General features: G+C 61.8%; 23 protein-coding genes and 1 tRNA gene. 10 read left to right on the plus strand and 14 right to left on the minus strand.

The features are described from left to right. Positions 1-938: 938 nt before the first annotated feature. Positions 939-1,013, minus strand: a tRNA-Arg gene (locus tag F3J24_RS08515). Between the two features lie 51 nt (positions 1,014-1,064). Then, the gene (gene dmeF, locus F3J24_RS08520) at positions 1,065-2,018 is read right to left on the minus strand and encodes a CDF family Co(II)/Ni(II) efflux transporter DmeF (RefSeq protein ID WP_167004694.1); all 954 of its coding nucleotides are present in this window, start codon (positions 2,016-2,018) and stop codon (positions 1,065-1,067) included. A gap of 71 nt (positions 2,019-2,089) precedes the next feature. Between dmeF and F3J24_RS08525 the strand changes: the two genes are divergently transcribed. Beyond that, positions 2,090-2,365 (plus strand): metal/formaldehyde-sensitive transcriptional repressor, encoded by a 276-nt coding sequence (locus F3J24_RS08525; RefSeq protein ID WP_003075449.1) that lies wholly within the window; start codon positions 2,090-2,092, stop codon positions 2,363-2,365. A gap of 38 nt (positions 2,366-2,403) precedes the next feature. Here the strand turns inward: F3J24_RS08525 and F3J24_RS08530 are convergent, their stop codons facing one another. The 7 genes from F3J24_RS08530 to F3J24_RS08560 all read right to left on the minus strand — a co-directional run bounded on the left by F3J24_RS08530 (position 2,404) and on the right by F3J24_RS08560 (position 11,814). Then, positions 2,404-2,679 carry a hypothetical protein gene (locus F3J24_RS08530; protein ID WP_167004698.1) on the minus strand — a complete coding sequence of 92 codons (276 nt, stop codon included), beginning with the start codon at positions 2,677-2,679 and terminating at the stop codon, positions 2,404-2,406. Between the two features lie 57 nt (positions 2,680-2,736). Beyond that, positions 2,737-6,984 (minus strand): translocation/assembly module TamB domain-containing protein, encoded by a 4,248-nt coding sequence (locus F3J24_RS08535; RefSeq protein WP_167004701.1) that lies wholly within the window; start codon positions 6,982-6,984, stop codon positions 2,737-2,739. A 2-nt stretch (positions 6,985-6,986) separates the two neighbouring features. Then, complete coding sequence (locus F3J24_RS08540) at positions 6,987-8,777, minus strand: autotransporter assembly complex family protein (RefSeq protein WP_167004704.1); 1,791 nt, start codon at positions 8,775-8,777, stop codon at positions 6,987-6,989. 121 nt (positions 8,778-8,898) lie between these two features. Then, positions 8,899-10,086: a VWA domain-containing protein gene (locus tag F3J24_RS08545; protein WP_003051754.1), complete on the minus strand. Its 1,188-nt coding sequence runs from the start codon at positions 10,084-10,086 to the stop codon at positions 8,899-8,901. A gap of 18 nt (positions 10,087-10,104) precedes the next feature. Then, a complete protein-coding gene (locus tag F3J24_RS08550) occupies positions 10,105-10,707 on the minus strand; it encodes a GNAT family N-acetyltransferase (protein WP_167004707.1) in 603 nt (200 codons plus the stop codon). A gap of 11 nt (positions 10,708-10,718) precedes the next feature. Beyond that, entirely contained in the window at positions 10,719-10,940 is a 222-nt protein-coding gene (locus F3J24_RS08555; RefSeq protein ID WP_167004710.1) for a hypothetical protein, read from the minus strand. 31 nt (positions 10,941-10,971) lie between these two features. Next, entirely contained in the window at positions 10,972-11,814 is an 843-nt protein-coding gene (locus F3J24_RS08560) for a MoxR family ATPase (protein ID WP_003051760.1), read from the minus strand. A 116-nt stretch (positions 11,815-11,930) separates the two neighbouring features. On the opposite strand from F3J24_RS08560, the gene F3J24_RS08565 reads away from it, so the two are divergent. Beyond that, positions 11,931-12,593, plus strand: a complete 663-nt coding sequence (locus F3J24_RS08565) for a cytochrome c (protein ID WP_167004713.1) — start codon at positions 11,931-11,933, stop codon at positions 12,591-12,593. Positions 12,594-12,673: 80 nt separating this feature from the next. Here the strand turns inward: F3J24_RS08565 and F3J24_RS08570 are convergent, their stop codons facing one another. Continuing rightward, a complete protein-coding gene (locus F3J24_RS08570) occupies positions 12,674-13,126 on the minus strand; it encodes a DUF1841 family protein (RefSeq protein ID WP_043003359.1) in 453 nt (150 codons plus the stop codon). 16 nt (positions 13,127-13,142) lie between these two features. After that, positions 13,143-15,035, minus strand: coding sequence for a glutathione-regulated potassium-efflux system protein KefC (gene kefC / locus F3J24_RS08575; RefSeq protein ID WP_167004716.1), 1,893 nt, complete (start codon positions 15,033-15,035; stop codon positions 13,143-13,145). A gap of 206 nt (positions 15,036-15,241) precedes the next feature. Between kefC and F3J24_RS08580 the strand changes: the two genes are divergently transcribed. Then, positions 15,242-15,874 carry a LysE family transporter gene (locus F3J24_RS08580; RefSeq protein ID WP_003051771.1) on the plus strand — a complete coding sequence of 211 codons (633 nt, stop codon included), beginning with the start codon at positions 15,242-15,244 and terminating at the stop codon, positions 15,872-15,874. Positions 15,875-16,005: 131 nt separating this feature from the next. Then, positions 16,006-16,470, plus strand: a complete 465-nt coding sequence (locus tag F3J24_RS08585; RefSeq protein WP_167004720.1) for a MaoC family dehydratase — start codon at positions 16,006-16,008, stop codon at positions 16,468-16,470. A gap of 103 nt (positions 16,471-16,573) precedes the next feature. Here F3J24_RS08585 and F3J24_RS08590 read toward each other — a convergent pair whose 3' ends face one another. The 3 genes from F3J24_RS08590 to F3J24_RS08600 form a co-directional block, all read right to left on the minus strand. After that, positions 16,574-16,882 carry a DUF4148 domain-containing protein gene (locus tag F3J24_RS08590; RefSeq protein WP_003051774.1) on the minus strand — a complete coding sequence of 103 codons (309 nt, stop codon included), beginning with the start codon at positions 16,880-16,882 and terminating at the stop codon, positions 16,574-16,576. Positions 16,883-17,034: 152 nt separating this feature from the next. Then, positions 17,035-17,529 (minus strand): tRNA (uridine(34)/cytosine(34)/5-carboxymethylaminomethyluridine(34)-2'-O)-methyltransferase TrmL, encoded by a 495-nt coding sequence (gene trmL, locus F3J24_RS08595; protein ID WP_167004722.1) that lies wholly within the window; start codon positions 17,527-17,529, stop codon positions 17,035-17,037. Between the two features lie 70 nt (positions 17,530-17,599). After that, positions 17,600-18,340 (minus strand): ComF family protein, encoded by a 741-nt coding sequence (locus tag F3J24_RS08600; protein ID WP_240154285.1) that lies wholly within the window; start codon positions 18,338-18,340, stop codon positions 17,600-17,602. A 90-nt stretch (positions 18,341-18,430) separates the two neighbouring features. Between F3J24_RS08600 and F3J24_RS08605 the strand changes: the two genes are divergently transcribed. From F3J24_RS08605 to F3J24_RS08625, 6 genes are all read left to right on the plus strand, one after another. Continuing rightward, on the plus strand, positions 18,431-19,339 hold the full coding sequence (locus F3J24_RS08605) for a methyltransferase domain-containing protein (RefSeq protein ID WP_167004728.1): 909 nt from the start codon (positions 18,431-18,433) through the stop codon (positions 19,337-19,339). Positions 19,340-19,918: 579 nt separating this feature from the next. Then, a complete protein-coding gene (coxB, locus tag F3J24_RS08610; protein WP_167004731.1) occupies positions 19,919-21,493 on the plus strand; it encodes a cytochrome c oxidase subunit II in 1,575 nt (524 codons plus the stop codon). Between the two features lie 34 nt (positions 21,494-21,527). Then, positions 21,528-23,171: a cytochrome c oxidase subunit I gene (gene ctaD, locus F3J24_RS08615; protein ID WP_003051784.1), complete on the plus strand. Its 1,644-nt coding sequence runs from the start codon at positions 21,528-21,530 to the stop codon at positions 23,169-23,171. Positions 23,172-23,181: 10 nt separating this feature from the next. Continuing rightward, entirely contained in the window at positions 23,182-23,292 is a 111-nt protein-coding gene (locus F3J24_RS24925; protein ID WP_003075487.1) for a cytochrome oxidase small assembly protein, read from the plus strand. Between the two features lie 35 nt (positions 23,293-23,327). Beyond that, a complete protein-coding gene (locus F3J24_RS08620; protein WP_003075489.1) occupies positions 23,328-23,942 on the plus strand; it encodes a cytochrome c oxidase assembly protein in 615 nt (204 codons plus the stop codon). Continuing rightward, positions 23,939-24,136 carry a DUF2970 domain-containing protein gene (locus F3J24_RS08625; protein WP_003051791.1) on the plus strand — a complete coding sequence of 66 codons (198 nt, stop codon included), beginning with the start codon at positions 23,939-23,941 and terminating at the stop codon, positions 24,134-24,136. The genes F3J24_RS08620 and F3J24_RS08625 overlap by 4 nt, the downstream gene beginning before the upstream one ends. Positions 24,137-24,159: the final 23 nt, after the last annotated feature.

A 24,159-nucleotide genomic window follows, 5' to 3' on the forward strand; every position in this document is an offset into this window, starting at 1 on the left:
GCGTTTGTTCCCACGTTCCCACTCAAAAAGAGTCATACCCCGAAGGAAGTGCGGTTGCAGGCGGGCTTGAGCTGCAATCTGTTCCCACGTTCCCATTGCGAATTTGGCTGTTCCCACTGCGAGTGGGAACACTTTTATTGAATTAATTCAAAGGCTTGGAAGCGTTTTTCGCATTTGTTCCCGCGTTCCCACAAAAAAAGATTCATATCCCGAAGAAAGTTGCATGAGTGCATGCAGTTGCCGCACCTGTTCAGCGAGTTTTGACCGAGCGAATGTAGTTTTAGTGGCGGCCCCGGAGGGGGCTGGGCAAGGCCTTCTGTGCGCTGCAACGGGTGGCAGTGAGGCAGGCATGGCACCAGAGAAGACAGTGCTCGGGCCGCCTTCCGGAGCCGGTAAAGGCCTGCATGGCTGTGCTCACGGCCTGCAGGGCATGCCCAAAAAACATTTCTCTATGACGCGGATGCCCCGAGCCGCATGTGCCCGCTGTTCTACGACCCTCTATAGGGGGTTGTGTTGTACGACCGGCCACGGGTCCTTCCCGCATAGCTTGGAAGCGGGTAATTCGAGCCGCGTTGTCGGACTGTTCAGCGGGTTGCTAAGGGGGGTTAAGTGAAGATCTGAACTCTACGAATCAGCAGCGTTGTGCAGTCGTAAGTTTTGAGATGGCAACCGCAGGGGGTTAAGTGAACCTGGCCTCTGGGGGTATCTGGCCCGGATCCTTGGGGGTACATCGGCAGGATCTGGGGGTACATCCTGCAGAGCGCCTTGGGGGTACAAATGAAATGTACCCCCAAATTTCGCTGCAGTACCCCCAAAAGTACCCCCACATATGCGTGGATGCTATTGGACTCCGATGGACTCTCGTGGAAAGAAAAAGGCCGTTTTCAGAGGAGAAATAAAAAAGTCCGGAAGCCTTTGGAAGCTACCGGACTAGAAAATGGTCCCCCCGACAGGAATCGAACCTGTATCTGTCGCTTAGGAGGCGACCGTTCTATCCATTGAACTACGGGGAGGGACGCTGGATTCTACCTGCGTTACCAGCCTGCGGATTTCAACCGACGTATTTATGCCGGCTCTGTGCGGTTGACTTCGACGGAGACGTGGGTGAGTTCTTCGTGGACCGACAGCAACTGGCGAATGTAGTCGGGGGTGACGGTGGCAGCGCCCTCGACTGCGATGATGCAGGCATAGTGATTCTTGCCCACGCGCCAGACATGCAGGTCGGTGAGTTTGACGGGCTGCGGTCCTTGCTCGATGGCCTCACGTATCTCTTCCACGACGGGGGCATCCATTTCGGCATCGAGCAGCACGCGGCTGCTATCGCGCAGCAGACCGAAGGCCCAAGCCGCGACCATCACGGAGCCGACCAGGCCCATGACCGAATCCAGCCAGGCCAGGCCCAGCAGCATGCCGCCCAGCAGGGCTGCGATGGCCATGACCGATGTGGCCGCGTCTGCAATCACATGCAGATAGGCCGAGCGCAGGTTCAGGTCGCCATGCGCATGGTCGTGTCCATGGTGATGATCGTGGTGCGGCTCATGGCCGTGGTGATGGTGGTGTCCGCCCTTGAGCAGCCAGGCACAGACCAGGTTGACCAGCAGGCCAAGAGTTGCCACGCCTATGGCTTGCTGATAGTGAATGGCGGCAGGCGAGAGCAGGCGTTGTATGGATTCAAAAGCCATCAGGGCGGCAACCAGCAGCAGGCAGATGGCGCTGGTGTATCCCGCCAGGATTTCTATCTTCCAGGTGCCGAAGCTGAAGCGCCTGTCATTGGCCAGCTTGCGCGCTGCGGCATAGGCACTGACGGACAGGCCCAGTGCCAGAGCGTGTGAACTCATATGCCAGCCATCGGCCAGCAGGGCCATGGAGTTGAAGTAATAGCCGGCCGTGATTTCCAGCACCATCATGGCCAGCGTCAGCAGCATCGCCAGCTTGGCATTTTTTTCGCCCAGCGGATTGCCTTGATCAAAGCTGTGGGTGTGTTGTCGGGTAAGGGTTGAGGCAGTGTTCGAGGTCATGATTGGCTTGTTTTTATATACTCTACCCCAGTATATTTTCCATGCCGGCGTGAAGACTACAATTTCTGCCCATGTCGCATACCGTTTCGAATCAAAAGCCATTGCTCGCGCGCATCCGCCGCATCAAGGGGCAGACCCAGGCACTGGAGAGAGCTCTGGAAGAAGGGCAGGACTGTGCCGTGGTGCTGCAGCAATTGGCAGCCGTGCGCGGGGCCGTCAATGGCTTGATGCTGGAGCTGCTCGAAGGCCATGTGCGCGAGCATCTGGGTGCCGAAGCTGCAACGGCCGAGCAGCGTGAACAGGACCTGGAGCTGGTCGTGAAGGTGCTGCGTTCCTACGTCAAATAAGGCGTGGAAACAGGCCGCGGAGGGCCTGAATAGATGGATCAGGACTGCACCAGTGCCGCCAGATCATTGACGAATGGCTGCACGCCAGGATGGCCGTGCAGCCATTGCCTGCCCAGAAATTCTTCGATCGACTGCTGCTGCAGCCCGAGGCCGGGCTGGCGGGCCGATGCGGCCTGCAGCAGGTCATGAGCGCGGTTCATGACTTGCTCGCTGTCTGCGGCCGCAGGCTCGCCCAGCTCCTGCATCCATTCCTGCTGGATGCGAAGTATGAGCTTGCCAGCGGCTTGCTCCAGCGCAGTGCGGCTACGTGGCATTTCAGAACTGATAGCTGCTATCGCTTGCCAGCAAAGGGCTGAAGGTATATTTCATGCTTAATCCTTGCGAACGGTATAGACGATGTCCATGGCGCTGGTCATGCCGGTCTGAGCGCGCAAGGTGACGCTGCGAGACAGGTCGTAGAAGATGTAGATGATGCCCATGGCTCCCGACAGGCTTTGCTCGTAGGTCAGATAGAGCTTGTCCGAGACGCGCTTGCCCATGGTCAGCGCAGCGCCCGCTGCATCAGTGCCATCCCCGCCGCCCTTGAAGCCGACTTCATCGAGCCCCAGGCTGCCCGCAATCTTGCCGCTGGAGCTGTTGCCGCCAGCCAGCAAGGCCATGGCGGCCTGCTGAAGCAGGGCGCTGCTGGCCCCGCCGGAAGCAGGGTCACGGCCCATGACTACCCAGGAGAGCTTTTCCGCGTCGGGCAGGGCCGGGTCCGAGTACAGCAGCACGCGTGGCGCGCTGGCTGTGCCCAGCACCTGCACGCCGGCCTTGACGGCAATATTCGGACGCAGCGCCAGTATGTCCAGCGAGGGGTTGTTGTAGGGGCCATTGAAGCGTATCAGTCCGGTTTCCACATTCAGCGACTGTCCCCAGGCGCGGTAGCGGCCTTCCTCGGTACGGATTTCTCCGGTCACGCTGGGTGGGCCGCCGATGTAGCTGGCACCTCGTACCTCAAGCTGGCCCAGCAGTCGCGTGGTGATGCCAAAGCCTTGCAGCGCAAAGTCACGTCCCATGTCGAGCTTGACGAGAATGTCGGGCACCTTGCGCGGTGTGGCGCGGGCCTGCTCCTTGCGGGCCTGTTGTTCGCTACGCCGGCGCTCCTCTTCCTCGGCCTTGCGCGATGCTGCAGAGCGCACCACCACATCCTTGTCCAGCGATGGCGCGGATTCTTCGGGCAGGATGATGGAGGCTCTGTCGACCTTCAGGTCGCCACGCAGTGTGAACTGGCCTTGCTCAAGCCGGGCCTGCAGATCGCCGGAGACGCTGACCTGACGGTCGGCGCGCACCAGGACTTGCAGCTTGCTGGCCTTGGCCTGCAGATTCATGCTCAGGCCCGCTTCGGCCCCCGTACCCGGTGGTGTGAACTGGGCATAGCCCGAGCCGGTCAGCTGGCCGCCGTCTTCGGGAGCTCGGGTCAGATTGCCGCTATAGCCCAGAATGCGTGCCTGGCTGCCCTTGCCGCCCTTGAGGCGCAGTTCGGTGATGTCCAGCCTGGTGCCTTGCAGCTTGGCGCGCAGAATGCCGTCGCGCAGGTCCACACCATCGAGTAAAGACACGATGTTGAGCCCATCGGCCTTGATATCGCCCTGCCACTTGGGGTCCTGCAAGGTGCCGCTGATGCTGGCATCCGCCGCCAAGCTGCCCTGAATGCGCCAGCCCGGTGGCGCAAACAAGGACCACAGCCCCATATCGGGCATGTTGGCGTGCAGCTGACCGGACAGAGGCGCTATGGCGGGTAGCGTCCAGCCGTCTTGCTGGTAGCTGAGCTGGGTGCGCAGGTCGGCACTGAGCTTGCCCGCGCGCTCGCTGTCCCAAAGCAGTTTGGCGTTGACCTGGCTGCCCTGGGCCTGCACGTTGAGGCGCATGTCCTTGATGCGCGAGCGCATGCCTGCGCCGCCGATCTGGCGTGTGCGCGTGCCGCCGGCGCGTGTGGCCGTGGGGCCGGTAGTCTGGATGACGGTGGTGCTGGAGCCATCGTCCACCGCCAGCCGCAGATCGCCTGCGGCGCGCTCGACCGTGAGATCGGCCTTGAGATCCTTGCCCAGGGTGTCCAGGTTCCAGCGCGCGTTGAAGCTCAGGTCGCCGGAAATCCCGGCGGCTTCCAGTGGTGGATCGTCATCGCCCAGGCTGAAGGCATCGACCCAGGCCAGTGGAATTCCAAGTGCCTGCCCTGCGCTGCGCACACCCCATTGGCCGCTGCCGGCGCGGGTGACGGAGCTTGCTTCCCATGTCAGCTGGGCAGGAGGCAGTGGCTCGCTGCTGGTACGCCTGAGGCCCAGTTTGGGAGGCGTGATCTGCAGCTTGCCGGCGCTGAGTTGGTAGACGGTGCTGAGCACTGTGCTGCCGCTGGTGCGCTGTTGGATCTGGACGGGGGCACCGGGCTGAAGCTGCACGACCCAGGGGCCGGGCTTGTTCTTGTCGGGGGTGAGCTGGGCTTGCAGCTTTTCCAGGCTGGCCTGCCAGTCCAGCGGTGCCATGCCCTTGCCGCTGGCCAGGCCGGCTTGCAAAGCGGTGTCGAGCTGAATGCTCTTGCCGGCTTGCTGGGCCTGCGCGGTAAGGCCGATCTTGGCATTTTCGGGGCTGCCGTCAATGCTCAATGCCAGCGCAGGCAGGACGGCGCTCTGCTCGGCTGCGGCACCGGCGGGCAGATAGCGAATTTTTTCCGCGCGCAGCTTGGCCTGAATCTGCAAGCCACTGGCGGGAATGACCGCGCCTTGGGGGGGGCTCAGGCGCTTGAGCAGATTCTCCCAACCGCCCTTCAGTGCCAGTTGCAAATCTGCGCTGCCATCGAGCTGCGCACCGCCCAGCGGATCCTTGACGCCCGGCAGCTTGCTCAGCCATTGCGTGAGCGTGCGCATGGATCCGAGCTGCAGCTGGCTTTGGACAGCGCCGCTGGCGGGGCCCATCTGCCCTTCAATGCTCAGCTGCGCACCGGGAGCAGCGGCCTTGAGTCGAGCCTTGGCCTGCTGGGTTTCGGTATTGAACTCCACGGCTCTGGCATCGACGCTGGCCTGCAAGGCTTGCAGCTGCAGCTTTTCCAGCTGCAGCAGCGGGGCCTGCCACTGGCCGCTGGCAGCCAGGGTCTGAATGCGCAGCGCCCGGCTGTCGCGCTTGCCGCCTGCTGCCTGCAGGCTTGCGTCAAACACTATCTTGCTGGCTGCTGGATCGCTGCTGTCGACATCGGCCTGTACGGCCTTGGCACTGATCCGGCCCTGCAGGGGCGAGGCTTCCAGCGTGCTGTAGAGATCGGCCGGGTTGAGCTGTTCCACCGTGGCCAGGCCTTCGAACAACTGGGTGCTCGGAGTGAACTGACCGCCGAGTGCGATATGGCCCTTGCCAATCTGGATACGAGAGTCGTCCACCTGCCATTGCTGGCCATCGAAATCGATTCGGGCTGTCAGCTCGGCCACGGGCAGACGCTGCCTGTCCCAAGGGCCGGGCAGTGCGTTGCTGAAACGGGTGTTGAGCTTCCAGGGCTGAGCCTCCAGGTCTGCCGCTGTTGGCATGGTCTCGTCTGGGCCGGCCTGCAACTGGCCAGTCAACAGGGTGCGTGGCCCTTGAGGCCAGAAAGCCGAGACATCGAGATTCTGGAGCTGGGCCTTGGCGGCCAGTAGCGGCTGGCTGCGCCAGGGCATGATGCTGGCCTCCACATCGGCCTGCATGGGGCCCACCTCTGTCGTTGCTGCTTCTGACTTTGAACGAGATGGTCCTGCGCTCTTCTCCCGCTTCGGGGTGGTTGCTTGCGGGTCTTGAGTTCCCGGGCCAGGGGGCGATGCTTTGGCGCTGGCATTGGCCTTGATCGCCAGCCTGGCCGCTTCGGTGGCCAGCGTGCCTTCGGCCGTCACCCTGGCCTGCACGGCAATGGTGTTGAGGGCGTCATCGCTTTTGTCCAGCGGGTTGGGCACTTGCACATCGCCTGTTGCTTCGGCTCGCAAGGCCATGGGGGCCGCGCCCTGCAGCTTCAGCTGGGCCTGGTAGGCGCCCTGGGCAAAACGCAGGCTGCTGACCTTGAGTTCATGGTCTGTGCCCGTGTATTCATAGCGACCGCGGAGGTCCTGAACCACGGCTTCAGGCGGGCCTTGCCAGATGATCTGATCGATCCTGAAGGGCAGCTCTATCTTCAACGGCAGGGTCAGCGACTGCAGTGGCTCGCTGGCGGGTTTGTCGGGGTCGGGGGTGCTGGCAATGCGCAGCTCGGCGATATGGACTTCGCCCAGCTTGAGCGTACGGGAGAGCAGCAACGGCCTGAACTGCCAGCCAATCTGCGCTTCATTGACCTCGACCTGCATGGTCGGGCTTTGCCATTTCAGCCAGCCGATGCGGCCGCCGTTCTTGACGCTGCCAGTGACCTCCTTGGCCACCAGGGACTGGTCTGCGGGCAGCCAGCCCGCCACGCGCTGCAGTGTCTGGTTGAGCGAGTCGTCCCTGCCAATCCACCACAGCAGGCTGCCAAGTGCCAGCACCAGGGCGAGCAGGGCCGCCGCAATAGTCCAGCCCAGTGCGCGCAGCCAGCGGCGGCGTTTGGGGAGTGAGGAGGATGCCTTGGCGGTAGGGGGTGTGTCTTGTTCTGCCATGCTTAAAACGTGAAGCCCAGGCGCAGGTGCAGGCGCAGTTGTTGTTCCTGAGCGCCCCAGGCGAGATCTGCTTGAATCGGACCGACCGGGCTTTTCCAGCGTATGCCGGTGCCAAAGCCGACGCGGGTGTAGAGGCGGTTGATATCGTCGCCGACCGTACCTGCATCGATAAAGACGGCGTGCTCGAAGTCCTGGGTGTTGCCCTTGATGGTGATGGGCCGCTGCCACTCCACGCTGCCCATGGCCAGATAGCGGCCCGCAATCACGCGGCCGTTGTCGGTGCGTGCGCCAATCGATTGATAGCCATAGCCGCGCACCGTGTTGTCACCGCCTGTCAGAAACATGATGGTGGTGGGCAGATCCACATCTTTCTTGGCCATGACGGCGCCGACTCCGGCCTTGATCTGCAGACGGCTGTGGCGCCTGGTTTCCTCGTCACGCTCGCCCAGCGGTATCAGGCTCAGCCAACGGCCCGTGAGGCGCCCGAAAGGCGAGCGCTGCGGCGTCAGCGTGGTGCCTGCGCCAGCTTCCAGGGCCAGCCCGAAGCCCGAGGTAGGCAGCAGATTGTTGTCGAAATAGCGGGCCGTCCAGCCATAGTTGGCCAGCAGCGAGGAGGCACCGGGCGGAGCACCTGCACCCTGGGTCTTGGCATAGTCGTACTGCAGGTACATATTGCGCTCTATACGGTCTTCGGCCTTGGAGCGGCCAAAGCGCATCTGCGCACTGTTGGTATAGAAGTCGCCCGCAGGTGCGCGTTCGAGCTTGCCGCTGGCAAACCAGCGCCAGAGATCCTCGCCGGGAAGACCGACCAGTTGGGTGGAGATCAGCGGGTTCTTTCTGTCGAGTTGCAGCTTGCTGACGGAGCGCCAATTCAGACCGGGCACCTTGTTGTAGGTGTGATCGATGGACAGGCGCGGTCCGGTGTCCGTACTCAGGCCCACACCGAACACCCATTTCTGCAGCTTGGCTTCGCGTACTTTGGCAATCACGGGCGAGGTGATGGCTGCGCCCTGGCCCTTGCGCTGCTCGTCACGTTCAGCCTCGGTGGCGGCCTGTGGTGGGGAGTCGGCCAACGAAAGAAATACCGAGTCGTAATAGCCGCTGCTGACCAGACGCTGCTGCGCATCGAGCATGCTTTGCAGATCGTATTCCTGGCCCTCGGGCAGGCGCGCGATACGGGCCGTACGCACTGGGTCGTAGCGCTCGGCGCCATCAATCTGCAGCGGACCGAAGGTATAGGCAGGGCCGGGGGCATAGCTCACGCTGACCTGCGCCTTGTTGGTATCGGCATCCACGTCGGCCAGACTGGTATCTATGCGTGCCAGTGGGTAGCGGCGCTTTTGCAGCTCCTTGAGACCACCGCTCTTGGCGCTGCTCCAGGCCGATTGCGAGAATTGCTCGCCAGCCTGCAGCGGCCAGGTTTCCTCGATCTGCAGGCGCTGCGAGGTTCCCAGCTCATCGCTGGCATTGACGCCGGTAAAACGCACCTCGGATTTTTCAATGATGGTGGGCGGGCCTGGATCGACCTTGACCACCACTTTGCGCGGTGCCTCTTCCTCGGGGGTATCGGTCAGCTCGACGGTCACCGTGGGGCTGAAATAACCCAGCGTGCCTATCAGCTCGCGCACGTTGGCATCGGTCGCACCCAGCAGACGCGTCAGCTCGCGGCGCTGCAGGTCGGGCTGGTGGCGAAAGCGCTTGAGCTCAAGATGCTGCTCCAGCAGCGCACGGATCTGCTTGGGGGCATCGACTTCCAGCGTGAAGGCCGGCGGGCCGCTGGTATCGATGCCCATGGCTTCGGCTTCTTTGTCTTTGGGGGAAAGCAGGCTGCAGCCGCTGAGGAGCAAGGCGGCTCCCAAAAGCAAAGCCGGCCTCAAGGCCGGCTTTTTCAAGGGCAAGGTCTGGGGCATGGCCCTATTTTGACAGCATGCGCATGGCGTCTTCCAAGCCTTTGAGCGACAAAGGGTACATGCGGTCACCCATCAACTGCTGGATGATGCTGATGCTCTGGCGGTACTGCCATACGCCCTGGGGCTCCGGATTGATCCAGGCAAAGTGCGGGAAGGCATTCGTCAGGCGCTGCAGCCATTCGGCTCCGGGCTCCTCGTTCATGTACTCGACCGAGCCACCGGGCTGCAGGATCTCGTAGGGGCTCATGGTCGCGTCGCCGACAAAGATCAGCTTGTAGTCCTTGTTGTACTTGCGAATGATGTCCCAGGTCGGAAACTTCTCGGCAAATCGGCGGCGGTTGTTCTTCCACATGAAATCGTAGACACAGTTGTGGAAGTAATAGAACTCCAGATGCTTGAGTTCGCTCTTCACGGCCGAGAAAAGCTCCTCCACACGCTGGATATGCTCGTCCATGGTGCCACCCACGTCCATGAGCAGCAGCACTTTCACATTGTTGTGCCGCTCGGGAATCATCTTGATGTCGAGATAGCCCGCATTGGCTGCCGTGGAACGGATGGTGTCCGGCAGATCCAACTCCAGCTCGCTGCCCTGGCGCGCAAACTTGCGCAGACGGCGCAGCGCGACCTTGATGTTGCGCGTGCCCAGTTCCTGGGTGTCGTCATAGTCGCGGTAGGCGCGCTGCTCCCAGACCTTGACGGCACTCTTGTTGCGGCCCGGCCCGCCAATGCGGATGCCTGCCGGGTTGTAGCCGCCGTGGCCGAAGGGGCTGGTGCCGCCTGTCCCGATCCATTTGTTGCCGCCCTCGTGGCGCTCCTTCTGCTCCTCCAGGCGTTTCTTGAGCGTTTCCATCAGCTCGTCCCAGCCCATGGCTTCGATCTTGGCCTTGTCCTCGGGGCTGAGTTCGCGCTCCAGCAGCTTTTGCAACCAGTCCTGCGGAATTTCCTTGGTCAGGTCGGCCAGCATCTCCACGCCCTTGAAATAGGCGGAAAAAGCGCGGTCGTACTTGTCGTAGTGCTTCTCGTCCTTGACCAGAATGGTTCGGCCCAGGTGGTAGAAGTCGTCCAGGCTCCAGCGATCCTCGCTCTTGGGGCCGATCAGGCCTGCGTCCAGCGCTTCCAGCAGTGCCAGAAATTCCTTGACCGACACGGGAAGCTTGGCGGCACGCAGGGTGTAGAAAAAATCGATCAGCATGAAAAATGCCTCCAGCGCTTATGCAGCGGGTGCATGTTGCTCCAGAAGATAGAGCAGTTGTGCACGGGCTTCAGGCCATTCGCCACTGCGCATGCTGTACATCACGGTGTCGCGAATCGTGCCGTCGCGGCGCAGTGCATGGCCGCGGATCACGCCATCTTTCTTGGCACCCAGGCGCTCAATGGCGCGCTGGCTGGCGAAGTTGAAATTGTCCGTGCGCCAGCCCACCACATGGCAGCCCAGCGTACCGAAGGCATGGGCCAGCAGCAGCAGCTTGGCTGAGGTGTTCACATGGGTACGCTGCACGCTTTTGGCATACCAGGTGTAGCCAATCTCCACGCGCCGAATGGCAGGAACAATGTCGTGATAGCTGGTCGTTCCCAGCACCTTGCCGCTGGCATCGTCGAGAACGGCGAATGCAAAGCGGTGGCCTTGGTCACGGCCCAGCAGCGCGGTCTCGATATAGCTGCGCACCTCGCCAGGCTCGGGCACGGAAGTCACGCGAATCTTCCACAGCTCTCCATCGGCCGCGGCTGCGGCCAGACCTGCCTCATGGCTCAGGGCCAGCGGCTCCAGCCGCACGCCGCGGTCGCGCAGGGTCACGGTGTCTACAAAAGTCATGGCTTGCTCACTCAAAGTGGATTGCGCTTGCTGCGCCAGAATCGTGCCAACTTGAGACCGAGGCCGCCGCCCAGGCCCACCATGGCGATGGCGGCAATGCTGCCGGCGCCATAACCCTGGGCGAACAGATCCAGGCCCAGAACATGGGACAGGCCCCAGCCCAGCAGGGCGCCGCCCACAAAGCCGATGGCGTCGGAGCCGCCTTCCAGCAGCAGTTGTTGTGCGGTGCTCATGGGCTGTGTCTCCTCGGCTTTTGATGTCGGCTCAGCGATTGCGCTGGTTCATGAAGACCAGCTTTTCAAACAGGCTCATATCCTGCTCGTTCTTGAGCAAGGCGCCAACCAGGGGCGGCACGCTGACCTTGCCTTCCTCGGATTGCAGGGCCGATGCAGGGATCTCCTCGGCGACCAGCAGCTTGAGCCAGTCGATCAGCTCGCTGGTCGAAGGCTTTTTCTTGAGGCCGGGCAGATTGCGCACATCGTAGAAGACCTTCATCGCGGCGCTCAGCAGCTCGCCCTGCAGCTTGGGGAAATGCACGGCCACGATCTGGCGCATGGTGTCGGCATCGGGGAACTTGATGTAGTGGAAAAAGCAGCGGCGCAAGAAGGCGTCGGGCAGTTCCTTTTCGTTGTTCGAGGTGATGAAGACCAGGGGCCGGTGCTTGGCGCGGATCATCTCGTGGGTCTCGTAGCAATAGAACTCCATGCGATCGATTTCGCGCAGCAAGTCGTTGGGGAACTCAATGTCGGCCTTGTCGATTTCGTCGATCAGCAGGGCCACGGGACGCTCCGCCGTGAAAGCCTGCCAGAGCACGCCCTTGACGATGTAGTTGTGAATGTCCTTGACGCGCTCGTCGCCCAGTTGCGAATCGCGCAGGCGGCTCACGGCGTCGTATTCATACAGGCCTTGCTGGGCCTTGGTGGTGGACTTGATGTGCCACTGCAGCAGCGGCATGTCCAGCGCCTGAGCGACCTCCTCGGCCAGCATGGTTTTGCCCGTGCCGGGCTCGCCCTTGATGAGTAGAGGGCGCTGCAGGGTAGCGGCAGCGTTGACGGCCAGCATCAGATCTTGCGTGGCCACGTATTTGTCGGAACCTTGAAACTTCATGGGCGGTATCAGCGTAAGTATTGATAAGCGTGCGAAATTCTCACTGCCATAATCGTTTGCACTGCAGCAAGGCATTTGAGCACCCGTCTGAACTCTTGAAGGATTGTGCGCGCAAAATGATAAAAACTTGGACCACGGTATTGGCAGTAGTTGTCGCATCAGTGACCGGCGCGGCAAACGCCCAGGCTGTCAAGGGCGATGCAAAGGCTGGCGCAGGCAAGATTGCCATGTGCATAGGCTGTCATGGCATCACCGGTTATCAGGCCAGCTTCCCTGAGGTATACAAGGTACCCATGATCGGTGGTCAGAACGAGGCCTATATCGTCTCGGCCCTGAACGCCTACAAGAAAGGCGAACGCAAACACCCCACCATGCGCGGCATTGCCGACTCGCTGAGCGAGCAGGACATGGCCGATGTGGCTGCCTACTATGCGGGGCATGCCAAGGCCAAGGACGGCAAGCCCAAGGAAGCGAACCCAGCAGTCACGGCGCTGCTGCAAAAAGGTGCCTGCTTCTCCTGCCATGGCGAAGGCTTTTCCAAGCCCATCGATCCGTCCTATCCCAAGGTGGCAGGGCAGTATTCTGACTATGTGTTCCGGGCCTTGCAGGCCTACAGGACCGAGGGCAATCCCATCATCGGGCGCAGCAATGGCGTGATGGCTGGCATTGCCAAACAGTTCAAGAACGACGAGCTGCAGCAGCTGGCCCGATACATCGGCAGTCTGGACAGTGAGATGCAGGTGGTGGCGCAGCCACATTTCCGCTTTGGCCAGAAGTAGCTTCGGCTGCGTCAAAGAAAAAGCCCGTGAAGACGGGCTTTTTCTTTGACTCATGAAGTGTCGCTCGGCGGCGCATCGCCTCAGAGGCTGCTTTTGAAACTGCCGTCGGTAGTGGCCAGACGCTGCACTCCGGCGACATAGGCCTCGCCATCGGGCGGGCGTCCCGAGCGCTGGCTTTCCCAGAGCATCTGGCCCAGGCATTCCATGGCGGCGTGATGGGCGTCATGCAGGTCACGCTTTCTGGTCAGCAGTTCCACGGCCTGACGTATGCCGCGTGGCGAGTCCACGCTGCACTGCTCGCTGATGGACAGATGCATGGACAGGTGCAGAAACGGGTTGGTGCGCTCGGTCTCCGCGTCGTAGTTGCGCGCCACGGCGGCATCCACGTCGGAGAGCTCGTCGAAGTACTCGGGGTGCTCGTCTATCCACAGGCTGGCCAGCGTCTCGATGGCCTCCATGGGCGCGCCGCTGATCATCTTGGCGCGCACACCGCAAAAAAATCGCCGTACGTCGGCTTGACTGGGGTTGAACATGATGGCGCGCAGCGTATCACGGCTGCCGGGCGTCGGCCGGACTGTGGTCTTGCTCGCTGTCCAGGGGCGCATCGGGTGCATCGGCGCTGTCGGCCAGCAGGTCGGCACGCTCCTTGGCCATCTGCTCCACCAGTTGCTGGCGGCCCTGCTTGGCCACTGCAATCAGCTGGTTCTTGTCCTTGTAGTGCGGGTACATGCGCTCGGCCAGCGCCAGATTGTGCTCCCTGAAGCGTGCCGTGATGCGTTTGGCTTCGGCCGGACTCTGACCTAGCAGTTCCAACACCGACTGGGCCGAGATCAGGCTGGACTCGAAGACTTCGCGCTGGGCATGCTCGACCCCGAGATCGCGCAGGCGGAACCAGTGATCCAGGTCACGGGTACGGGCCACGATCTCGAGGTTGGGGAAATGCTTGCGCACCTGACTGGCTATCTTCAGGGACTGCTCGGTGGTGTCGACGGCAATCACCAGCACATGGGCCTGCGCCGCGCCTGCGATGCGCAGCAGGTCCATGCGTGTGGCATCGCCGTAGAACACCCGGTGGCCGTAGATCTGGGCGGCCTCCAGCATTTCCACGCTGTGGTCCAGGATGGTCGGGCGTATGCCCTGGGCCAGCAACACGCGGGCCACGATCTGGCCGTAGCGGCCGAAGCCGGCAATGATGATGGGTGAGTCTTGAGGCTCGGAGATCTCTTTGGCTTTGTCGGAGCCGCATTCCTCATCCTTGATGGTGGAAAAGCGGCGCAGCAGCAGTTTGTCCAGCAGCACCAGCAGCAGCGGGCCCAGCAGCATCGACAGAGCCACGGCCGCGACCAGCATGGAAGAGACACTGTGGCGGAACACCTTGTACTGCGCGGCTGTCTGGAACACCACAAAGGCGAATTCGCCGCCTTGCGCCAGCATCAGCGTGAACACCGGGCGCTCGCGCCAGGGGATCTGCATGAATCTGGCCAGACCGAAGATCATCACGGCCTTCAGCGCAATAAAGCCCGTCACCATGGCCGCCATGGTCCAGGGGGACTGGAGGATGACGCCAAAGTCGATGCTCATGCCCACGGCCATGAAAAACAGGCCCAGCAGCAGGCCTTTGAATGGCTCGATATTGGTTTCCAGCTCGCTGCGGTATTCGCTGTCGGCCAGCAGCACGCCGGCGAGGAAGGCGCCCAGCGCCATGGACAGGCCCACCTGCGTCATCAGCATGGCAATGCCCACGACCAGCAGCAGCGAGGTGGCGGTGAAAATCTCGGGGGTCTTGCTGCGCGCAATCCAACGGAGCAGCGGTTGCAGCAGCAATCGGCCGCCGATGATGACGGCGCCAATCGTGCCCACGGTCTTGAGAATGGCCAGCCAGACATGGCTGTCGCCGTGGCTGGCATGGGCGGCCTTGTAAGCGCCCAGAATCGGAATCAGCGCCAGGATGGGGATGGCCGCCACGTCCTGGAACAGTAGGATAGAGAAGGCCGCCTGTCCGCTGGGAGTGCGCATCAGATTGCGCTCGGCCATGATCTGCAGGCAGACGGCGGTGGACGACAATGCCAGGCCCATGCCCGCGATCAGGCTGACGCGCCAGGACAGTCCAAAGGCCCAGGCAGCCAGGAACAGAATGCCGGTGCAGACCACCATCTGGGCCATGCCCCAGCCAAAGATGGGGCGCCGCAGCTCCCAGAGGCGCTTGGGCTGCAGCTCAAGTCCGATCACGAACAGCATAAGCACCACGCCAAACTCGGCAAAGTGCAGGATGTCGTCCACATTGCGGACCAGGCCAAAGCCCCAGGGGCCCATGGCAATGCCGGCGCCCAGGTAGCCAATGATGGCTCCCAGGCCCAGGGCTCTGGCGATGGGGACGGCCAGGACCGCCGCCGTAAGATAAATGAAGCCGTAAGTCAGCCAGATGGGAGAGCCGTGTTCCATGGGAATGTTATGTGGTGTTAACCCTAGAAAGATTCCATTTTGGCACCCGCAGTCAAGCGTCAGATTTTTGACAGAAAGAAAAAAAGGGGGCGAATGTCTACCTGATGCTTATAGCGCCTGGTCAACCATGCGTCTGCAAGTTGACAGCGCAACTTTTAAGATAGGCGCTTTGTGACTGGCGCTTTAGATCGGCGTTTGGAGTGAGTATGGATCTGCACACTTGGTTTGCTTTTTTTGTGGCCTCCTGGATCATCGCGGTCTCGCCGGGGTCGGGGGCTGTGCTGTCCATGAGTCATGGCCTGTCGTATGGCGTGCGCAAGACCAGCGCCACCATCATGGGTCTGCAGCTCGGGCTGCTGCTCATCTTGTTGATAGCAGGTGCGGGCGTGGGCTCGCTGCTCATGGCGTCCGAGTGGGCCTTCAATGCCGTCAAGATCGTGGGCGCCGGCTATCTCATCTATCTGGGCATCAGCCAGTGGCGTTCGGGTGGCTCGCCGCTGGCAGCGCAAGAGGCTGCGCCCGAGGCCAGTCTCAGAAAGCGCGTGCTGACGGGCTTTCTGACCAATGCCACCAATCCCAAAGGCATCATCTTCATGGTCGCCGTGCTGCCCCAGTTCATGACCACCAGCCGTCCCCTGGCTCCGCAGTTGGCGATTCTGGCCGTGACCATGCTGGCCGTGGACACCACGGTGATGCACAGCTATGCAGCAGGTGCCAGCGCCTTGCGCGGCCTGATGCGCAGCGCACGCGCCATGCGTAATCAGAACCGCGTGTTCGGCGGCCTGCTGATGGCCGTGGGCACAGGCCTGTTCTTTGTTCAGCGCTCCAGTGAAGCCTGAGCTACTCAAAAAGAATAGCTTTCAACGCTTGAATGTATTGGGCTTCCGGCATATTTGATCAGATAATCTAGGGTAAGCCCCTTGTCCCGCGTCAGACATGACATAGGGCAGGGGGCTTCTACATTGGGGGCATGAAAACCTTTCGCTCCTACTCCGAAGTGCTGGCCTCGATTGGGCAGGAAGTCGCCGTCAGCGACTGGATCACCATCACCCAGGCCCAGATTCAAATGTTTGCCGACGCCACGGGCGATCAGCAGTGGATCCATACCGATCCCGAGCGCGCAGCCCAGGGGCCGTTCGGTGCGCCGATTGCCCATGGCTTTCTCACGCTGTCCCTGCTGCCCAAGTTCTTCGAAGGCACTTTCAAGATCGAAGGCGCCAAGATGGGGGTGAACTACGGGCTCAACCGTGTGCGCTTCATGGCTCCCGTACCTGTCAACAGCCGTTTGCGGGCTCGCATGACCTTGCAGGCGGCAGAACGCATCGAGCCCGAAGGCATTCAGATGACCTGGCTGGTGACGGTGGAGCGCGAAGGCAGCGAAAAGCCTGTATGCGTGGCCGAGTCGTTGGCGCGCAGCTTTGGTGCCGCGGCCTGATTCGCGGCGTGATTTTCAAACCATGAAAAAAGCCCCTTGGCTTGCGCCTTGGGGCTTTGTTATTGGGCCGCACCTTGCACAGCAGGGTGCTGCGCAGAGTCCGTTATTCGCCATAGTTGTCCAGCAAACCGGCCTTGCCTGCGGCAATGGTTTCCTGGCGCACTTGCTCACGGCTGAGGTTGCTGGATTGCTGTTGCTGGGACAGGGGCAGATAGGCGTCGCCAACGAGCTGCAGCTGGCCCTTGGCCATTGCGTCCTGCACCTGGGCATTGACCTGAGCACGGGTCAGGGTGGATTGACCTGCAACTTCGGGAGGGTAGTGATCGCCGGTGAAGTCAAAGCTTGCGGCCTGTGCAGCGGCGGCAGACATGGCCAGGGCGGCAACGATGGCAAAGCGGTTGGCGTATTTCATGATTCGTCCTTTGGTACGTCGGGCCTGCAGTCCTGGCGGATATCGTCGGTCGGCTGCAAGTCCATGAGTCGTACTTTAGGACGATCTAATCAGGAGAAAAACCCCCTGTTGCGCAACTTATTGTTCCGAAATTGGAGACAATAAGCGGGAACTTACAGCGCAGTCTTGGGCTCTGCAAGGGCAGCACCTGCGAAACCCTGCTGGCGCCAAGCTTCGAACACCGTCACGGCCACGGCATTGGACAGGTTCAGGCTGCGTTGAGAGGCCAGCATGGGCAGGCGCAGTCGCTGCTCGTTGGGGAACTGGGCGCGCACCTCGGGTGGCAGGCCCTTGCTTTCAGAGCCGAAGACCAGCCAGTCGCCGGCCTTGAATTCCATGGCATGGGCCGGACTGCTGCTGTGCGTGGTCATGGCAAACATGCGCTCGCGCCGGGGCTTGCAGCTGTCGATGAAGGCTTCCCAGCTGGCGTGGCGGGCCACATTGGCGTACTCGTGATAGTCCAGTCCGGCGCGGCGCATATGCCGGTCTTCCATGGAAAAACCCAGTGGCTCGATCAGATGCAGGCTGCAACCCGTGTTGGCGGCCAGACGGATGACATTGCCCGTGTTGGGGGGAATCTCGGGCGCCACAAGAACGATATGAAACATGGGGCGCTATTGTGCCGCTCGGCTTTTACCTGCGCTGCCGGCCCCGCAGTTCCAGACTGGCAGATATGGGTCAAGGCGTGCGCGCCAGCACGACGGCACTGACCGAGGCAGCACCCGCCGAAAGCAGGCAGCGGGCCAGTGCATCCAGCGTGGCGCCGGTCGTCATCACGTCGTCCAGCAGCAAAATCGCCTGCCCTTCGATGAGGGCCTTTCGGGCGGGGTCCAGGCTGAAGACATTGCGCAGCTGGCGCAGTCGCTGCTCACGGCTGGAGGCATGCTGGGGGAGCTCCAGATGTCTGCGCTGCACGACCCCGCGCAGCAAGGGCAAGCAGGTGTCGTACTGCTCGCCGAGTGCGCGAGCCAGCAGCAGGCCGTGGTCAAAGCCGCGCTCGCGCACGCGCTCATCGGAGGCTGGCATGGGCAGCAAGGCAGCGCAGGCTCGCAACTGCTCTCTGACTTCGGGGTGGCCGGCCATCAGCCTGCCTAGACTGCGTGCCAACCCCAGGTCGGCCTGGAATTTGTAGCGTGTGATGAGGTCCTGCCAGGGATAGGCATAGTCCAGCACGGAGGTACAGCGTTTGAGCCGGGGCGGTTGCTTGAGGCAGCTGCCGCAGAGGCTGACCAGGGAGGGCAGCGGCAGGGCGCAGCTATGGCAGCGGTGCTTTTGCCGAGCCCAGCGCGCCTGGCAGTCGTGGCAGATGCGTGGCCCAGGCCAGCGTCCGCAGACGGCGCACTGGCTGGGCAGGGCATCCAGCCAGCGCTGCTGCTGGCGCTGCAGGCGCGAAAGCCATGTCGCATGAAGGTCGGGCATGGAATCAATATACTCGCGCCGCATTGATCTTCTTTCCGGCAGCTGGTGAGCTGAACGCTTATTCGGCCATCTGCCCGCTCCTGTCTACCCATGTCCCACGCCCTGCCACCCACCATTGATTCCATCGCTGCAAACCATTGGCAAATGGCCGCTCCGGCCGAATCCCCCTGGTTGCACGAGGAGGTGGCCAGCCGCATGCAGCAGCGCCTGGACTGGATCGTGAAGCCGCCCGAGGCCTGGTGCCACTGGGAGCCGGTGCGAGGCGGCATGCAGGCACACCAGTTGCTGCGCGAGCGCTACCCGCAGGCCGAATGCACGATCCATGAACCCGTGGCCCGCCGCGAGGCCGTGGCGCAGGACAAGCTCGGCAGCCGCTGGTGGCAGCTATCGCGCTGGAAAGGGGCGGCTGTATACATGGCCGAGCCCGCGGACGGCAGCATGGACATGCTCTGGGCCAATATGCTGCTGCATACCGCAGTCGACCCGCAGACCCTGATCGAGCGCTGGCACAAGGCGCTCAAGGTCGATGGCTATGTCATGTTTTCCTGCCTCGGGCCGGATACCGTGCAGCAGCTGCACAGGCTCTACGCCGAACTCGGCTGGGGGCCGGCAGGTCATACGTTTACCGATATGCATGACTGGGGCGACATGCTGGTGCACTCCGGCTTTGCCGAACCCGTGATGGACATGGAGCGCATCACCCTGACCTTTGCCACGCCGCAGCGTCTGCTGCAGGAGCTGCGCGAACTGGGCCGCAATTTCCACCCTGGGCGTTTTGCCGGCCTGCGCGGCCGTGGCTGGAAGGCCGGGCTGCTGCAAAAAATCGAGGAGCGCTGGGCCGACAAGCAGCCCGATGGCCAGCTCTCGCTGACCTTCGAGATCGTCTATGGCCACGCCTACAAACCGCACCCCAAGCTGCGTCTGGAAGCCAATAGCGCCGTGTCGCTGGAAGACATGAAGGCCATGCTCAAGCAGCCGCGCAACACGGGTTTGCGATAGCACATCTGTCGTTTTCCGGTCATTGATTCGACACAAAGCTGCCTACAATTTCCCCTAGTCACTTCATGGATAGCAGCAATCCTTCGGGCTTCTCTCCTGCCTGAAGGAAAACAGACAGTGCGGCCCAAGCCGCCAGGGGAGATATCGGGTGTTTCGCTTTGCCAAGGGGACTGGCCAGCGGGTTCGACAGCGGCCGGTTTTCGCATTTCATCATCAGCTCAAGCCAGCCTCCTGCTGCGCTGACGCATCCCTGTGCCCGGCGGTGGCCGAAGTGCAGCAGCGTCCCATCTCCCCGTTTTCAGTTATGGCTGCCAGGCCAGTTTCAGCCATGTCCGGCGTTGGCCGTGAGATGCGCTTGCCAGTACGAGTTTCGAGTCCGGTCGGCCTTGCCTGCGCAAGGCCGATTGGCATGGGTTTCCGGTACATGCATTAGTGAATGCGCGCAGACAGTGCTATCAAATTCTGGGGCATGCTGCGTTGAAGTTCGCGAGGTAGTGTGAGTGTCACAGCCTTCTGGCCCGCAGCGGCGGAAGCGGTGTGAGCGAGTGGACAACTGAGGCTTTGAGGTAAGTGAAAACGATGAAAAACATTTCCACCAAGCTGGTTCCCTGGAGTTTGGCCTTGGCGGCGTGGGGCAGTTCCATGGCCTATGCGGCGCAGGATCTGCCGGGAGGTCCTGCCGTCAACCAACTCAATCTGCATCCGCCTGTGACACGCATTGCCGTGGAGCAGCACTGGCTGCACTGGATGATGCTCATCATCTGCACGGTGATCTTCATCGCGGTGTTCGGGGTGATGTTCTATTCCATCTGGAAGCACCGCAAATCCCAGGGAGCCAAGGCCGCGAACTTCCATGAATCGGTCAAGGTGGAAGTGGCCTGGACGGTGGCTCCCTTCATCATCGTGATTCTGATGGCGCTGCCTGCCACCAAGGTGCTGGTGGCTCAGAAAGACACGACCAACGCCGACCTCACGATCAAGGCCACCGGTTACCAGTGGAAATGGGGCTATGACTATCTGAGCGGCGAGGGCGAAGGCCTGGGCTTTGTGTCCACGCTGGATAACGCCCAGCGCCAGATGTCCAACAGCGGCGATGTGAGCAACGCGCCCAGCGACTATCTGCTGAGAGTCGACAACCCGCTGGTCGTGCCCGTGGGCAAGAAGGTGCGCATCATCACCACGGCTAACGATGTGATCCACTCCTTCATGGTGCCGGCCTTCGGCATCAAGCAGGACGCGATTCCCGGCTTTGTGCGCGACACCTGGTTCAAGGCCGAGAAGACCGGCGACTACTACGGTCAGTGTGCCGAGCTGTGTGGCAAGGAACATGCCTACATGCCCATCCATGTGAAGGTGCTGTCTGCCGAGGCTTACAGCGCCTGGGTGGCCGAGGAAAAGAAGAAGCTGGCCGCCAAGGCCGATGATCCGAACAAGGTCTGGGTGCTGGCCGATCTGGTGGCACGTGGCGAAAAAGTCTATGCCGCCAACTGCGCTGCCTGCCACCAGGCCAATGGCAAGGGAGCCGGTCCCATCAAGCCGCTGGACGGCAGTCCCGTAGTGCTGGGTCCCACGGCAGACATGATGCATGCCGTGCTCGAAGGCCGCGCCAACGGTGCCATGCCGGCCTGGAAGCAGCTGAGCGACACCGAGTTGGCAGCGGTGGTGACCTTTGCCAAGAACCACTGGAGCAACCAGACCGGCCAGCTGGTGCAGCCCGCCCAGTTTGTGGCTGCGCGCGGCGGCAAGTTTCCTGAAGGCGGAGGCAGTGCGGCACCCGCAGTTCCGGCTGCCGACTCAGCCGCTCCTGCGCAAGGTGCAGCCGCTGCCGCCAGCGACGCCGGCCCTTATCAGGTCTTTTTCGAGACCGGCAAGAGCGCTCTCGACGATCAGGCTCAGGCTGCGGTGAAGAAGGCGGCCGAGTACTGGAAGGTCCACAAGGACGGCAAGATTGCCCTGTCGGGCTTTGTGGACTCCACCGGCAACGCCGACAAGAACGCGGAGCTGGCCAAGGAGCGAGCCAAGGCCGTGGCCAAGCTGCTGGAGGACAGCGGTATTGCGGGAGACCGCATCGAGCTGCGCAAGCCCGAGACCATCACGGCTGCGGCAGGCGCGGACCAGCAGGCACGCCGTGTTGACATCACGGCCGCGAAGTAAGCCCCGGGTATAGAGACCGATTGGAGAAAAGAATATGAGCGCCGTAGTTCCTCCCGTCCACACCCATGAGGGCCATGGTCACGACCATGGGCACGACGACCATCACCACGCCATGCCCTCGGGCTGGCGCCGCTGGCTGTTTGCCACCAATCACAAGGACATCGGCACGATGTACCTGCTGTTCTCCTTCACCATGCTGATGGTGGGAGGCATCCTGGCCATGCTGATCCGTGCCGAGCTGTTCGAGCCCGGCCTGCAGATCGTCAACCCCGAGCTGTTCAACCAGCTGACCACCATGCATGGCCTCATCATGGTGTTCGGCGCCATCATGCCTGCCTTCGTGGGCTTCGCGAACTGGATGCTGCCGCTGCAGATCGGTGCTTCCGACATGGCGTTTGCGCGCATGAACAACTTCAGCTTCTGGCTGCTGATTCCCGCCGGCATCATGCTGGTGGGCTCGTTCTTCATGCCCGGCGGTGCGCCGGCGGCCGGCTGGACGCTGTATGCGCCGCTGACGCTGCAGATGGGTCCGTCCATGGACACCAGCATCTTTGCCATGCACATCATGGGCGCCAGCTCCATCATGGGCGCGATCAACATCATCGTCACCATCCTGAACATGCGCGCGCCCGGCATGACGCTGATGAAGATGCCGCTGTTTGCCTGGACCTGGCTGATCACTGCCTATCTGCTGATCGCCGTGATGCCGGTGCTGGCCGGCGCCATCACCATGACGCTGACCGACCGCCACTTCGGCACCAGCTTCTTCAACCCTGCGGGCGGCGGCGATCCGGTGATGTACCAGCACATCTTCTGGTTCTTCGGCCACCCCGAGGTCTACATCATGATCTTGCCGGCCTTCGGCATCGTCAGCCAGATCGTGCCTGCCTTCAGCCGCAAGAGACTGTTCGGCTACACCTCCATGGTCTATGCCGTGGCGGCGATTGCCATCCTGTCCTTCATCGTCTGGGCGCACCACATGTTCACCACCGGCATGCCGGTCACGGGTCAGCTGTTCTTCATGTACGCGACCATGCTGATCTCCGTGCCAACGGCCGTGAAGGTGTTCAACTGGACGGCCACCATGTGGCGCGGCTCCATGAGCTTTGAAACCCCGATGTTGTTCGCCGTGGGCTTCATCTTCGTGTTCACCATGGGCGGCTTCACGGGACTGATCCTGTCCATGGCGCCCATCGACATCCAGTTGCAGGACACCTATTACGTGGTGGCCCACTTCCACTATGTGCTGGTGGCCGGTTCGCTGTTCTCCATGTTCGCCGGCTATTACTACTGGTCGCCCAAGTGGACGGGCGTGATGTATTCCGAGACGCGCGGCCGCATCCACTTCTGGGGCTCGCTGATCTTTTTCAACATCACTTTCTTCCCCATGCACTTCCTGGGTCTGGCCGGCATGCCGCGTCGCTATGCCGACTACCCCATGCAGTTCGCCGACTTCAACATGATTGCCTCCCTGGGCGGCTTTGGCTTCGGTCTGATGCAGGTGTATTTCTTCCTGTTCGTCGTCTGGCCCGCGATGCGCGGACATGGAGAAAAGGCGCCGCAAAAGCCCTGGGAAGCGGCCGAAGGCCTGGAATGGGAAGTGCCTTCTCCGGCTCCGTTCCACACCTTCGAGACGCCTCCCAAGCTCGATGAAACCGCCACCAAGGTGATCGGTTGAGGAGGCGCGTATGACGACACAGGAGCAACGCAAGGCGAACCGGAGGCTGGGTCTGATCCTGGCCTCCACGGCCGCCGTGTTCTTTATCGGCTTTGTGGTGAAAATGGCCTGGCTGCATTGAGGCAGGCCGATGGCAACCGAGTGAAGGAGCTTGAGGTGAGCATAGCCAAGGAAAACGCGAAGATGGTGGGCAAGCTGGCGATCGTTGCCCTGGGCATGTTTGCGTTCGGCTATGTGCTCATTCCCATCTACAAGCATATCTGCGAGTTGACGGGCATCAACATCCTGTCGCTGTCCGAAAAGCAGGTACCCGGTGCCGGCGTGGCGGGCCGCGACGTGAAGCTTCCGCCCAACAGCCAGATCGACACCAGCCGCACCATCACCGTGGAGTTCGATGCCAATGCACGCGGGCCCTGGGACTTCAAGCCGGCCAAGCGTTCGGTGCAGGTCCACCCCGGCGAGCTGGCCACGGTGATGTATGAATTCCAGAACGTGCAGAACCGGCGCATGGCCGCTCAGGCCATCCCCAGCTATGCGCCGCGCCAGGCCACGGCCTTCTTCAACAAGATGGAGTGTTTCTGCTTTTCGCAGTACACGCTGGAGCCCGGCGAGAAGCGTGAATGGCCGGTGGCCTTTGTCATCGATCCGCGCATCTCCAAGGATGTGAAGACCATCACGCTGTCCTATACCTTCTTCGAGGTGGGCGGCAAGACCCCCGCAGCGCCCGAAGGCAGCACGGCTGCAGTCGTCACGCCCGGAGGCAGCTCATGACGCAGGACGCCAAGAAGACCGGCTTCTGGCGCAGCATTGTGGCCGTTGCCTGGGCCATGCTGGGCGTGCGCAAGGGCAAGGAGTACGAGAAGGATTTCGCCAGCATCACGCCGCTGCATGTGATTGCCGTGGGGCTGGTGGCGATTTTTGCCTTGGTATTAGCGTTGATATGGATCGTCAACCTGGTCGTTTAGCCTCTGGCTGAGGGCAGGTGTGG

The organism is Comamonas sp. Tr-654 (genome assembly GCF_011752915.1).
In the GTDB taxonomy this organism is placed as follows: domain Bacteria; phylum Pseudomonadota; class Gammaproteobacteria; order Burkholderiales; family Burkholderiaceae_C; genus Comamonas.

Bases quoted from the DNA above. Each gene is read 5' to 3' on its own strand.
- dmeF (WP_167004694.1), bottom strand. From the start codon at position 2,018: ATGACCTCGAACACTGCCTCAACCCTTACCCGACAACACACCCACAGC.
- F3J24_RS08525 (WP_003075449.1), top strand. From the start codon at position 2,090: ATGTCGCATACCGTTTCGAATCAAAAGCCATTGCTCGCGCGCATCCGC.
- F3J24_RS08530 (WP_167004698.1), bottom strand. From the start codon at position 2,679: ATGCCACGTAGCCGCACTGCGCTGGAGCAAGCCGCTGGCAAGCTCATA.
- F3J24_RS08535 (WP_167004701.1), bottom strand. From the start codon at position 6,984: ATGGCAGAACAAGACACACCCCCTACCGCCAAGGCATCCTCCTCACTC.
- F3J24_RS08540 (WP_167004704.1), bottom strand. From the start codon at position 8,777: ATGGGCATCGATACCAGCGGCCCGCCGGCCTTCACGCTGGAAGTCGAT.
- F3J24_RS08545 (WP_003051754.1), bottom strand. From the start codon at position 10,086: ATGCTGATCGATTTTTTCTACACCCTGCGTGCCGCCAAGCTTCCCGTG.
- F3J24_RS08550 (WP_167004707.1), bottom strand. From the start codon at position 10,707: ATGACTTTTGTAGACACCGTGACCCTGCGCGACCGCGGCGTGCGGCTG.
- F3J24_RS08555 (WP_167004710.1), bottom strand. From the start codon at position 10,940: ATGAGCACCGCACAACAACTGCTGCTGGAAGGCGGCTCCGACGCCATC.
- F3J24_RS08560 (WP_003051760.1), bottom strand. From the start codon at position 11,814: ATGAAGTTTCAAGGTTCCGACAAATACGTGGCCACGCAAGATCTGATG.
- F3J24_RS08565 (WP_167004713.1), top strand. From the start codon at position 11,931: ATGATAAAAACTTGGACCACGGTATTGGCAGTAGTTGTCGCATCAGTG.
- F3J24_RS08570 (WP_043003359.1), bottom strand. From the start codon at position 13,126: ATGTTCAACCCCAGTCAAGCCGACGTACGGCGATTTTTTTGCGGTGTG.
- kefC (WP_167004716.1), bottom strand. From the start codon at position 15,035: ATGGAACACGGCTCTCCCATCTGGCTGACTTACGGCTTCATTTATCTT.
- F3J24_RS08580 (WP_003051771.1), top strand. From the start codon at position 15,242: ATGGATCTGCACACTTGGTTTGCTTTTTTTGTGGCCTCCTGGATCATC.
- F3J24_RS08585 (WP_167004720.1), top strand. From the start codon at position 16,006: ATGAAAACCTTTCGCTCCTACTCCGAAGTGCTGGCCTCGATTGGGCAG.
- F3J24_RS08590 (WP_003051774.1), bottom strand. From the start codon at position 16,882: ATGAAATACGCCAACCGCTTTGCCATCGTTGCCGCCCTGGCCATGTCT.
- trmL (WP_167004722.1), bottom strand. From the start codon at position 17,529: ATGTTTCATATCGTTCTTGTGGCGCCCGAGATTCCCCCCAACACGGGC.
- F3J24_RS08600 (WP_240154285.1), bottom strand. From the start codon at position 18,340: ATGCCCGACCTTCATGCGACATGGCTTTCGCGCCTGCAGCGCCAGCAG.
- F3J24_RS08605 (WP_167004728.1), top strand. From the start codon at position 18,431: ATGTCCCACGCCCTGCCACCCACCATTGATTCCATCGCTGCAAACCAT.
- coxB (WP_167004731.1), top strand. From the start codon at position 19,919: ATGAAAAACATTTCCACCAAGCTGGTTCCCTGGAGTTTGGCCTTGGCG.
- ctaD (WP_003051784.1), top strand. From the start codon at position 21,528: ATGAGCGCCGTAGTTCCTCCCGTCCACACCCATGAGGGCCATGGTCAC.
- F3J24_RS24925 (WP_003075487.1), top strand. From the start codon at position 23,182: ATGACGACACAGGAGCAACGCAAGGCGAACCGGAGGCTGGGTCTGATC.
- F3J24_RS08625 (WP_003051791.1), top strand. From the start codon at position 23,939: ATGACGCAGGACGCCAAGAAGACCGGCTTCTGGCGCAGCATTGTGGCC.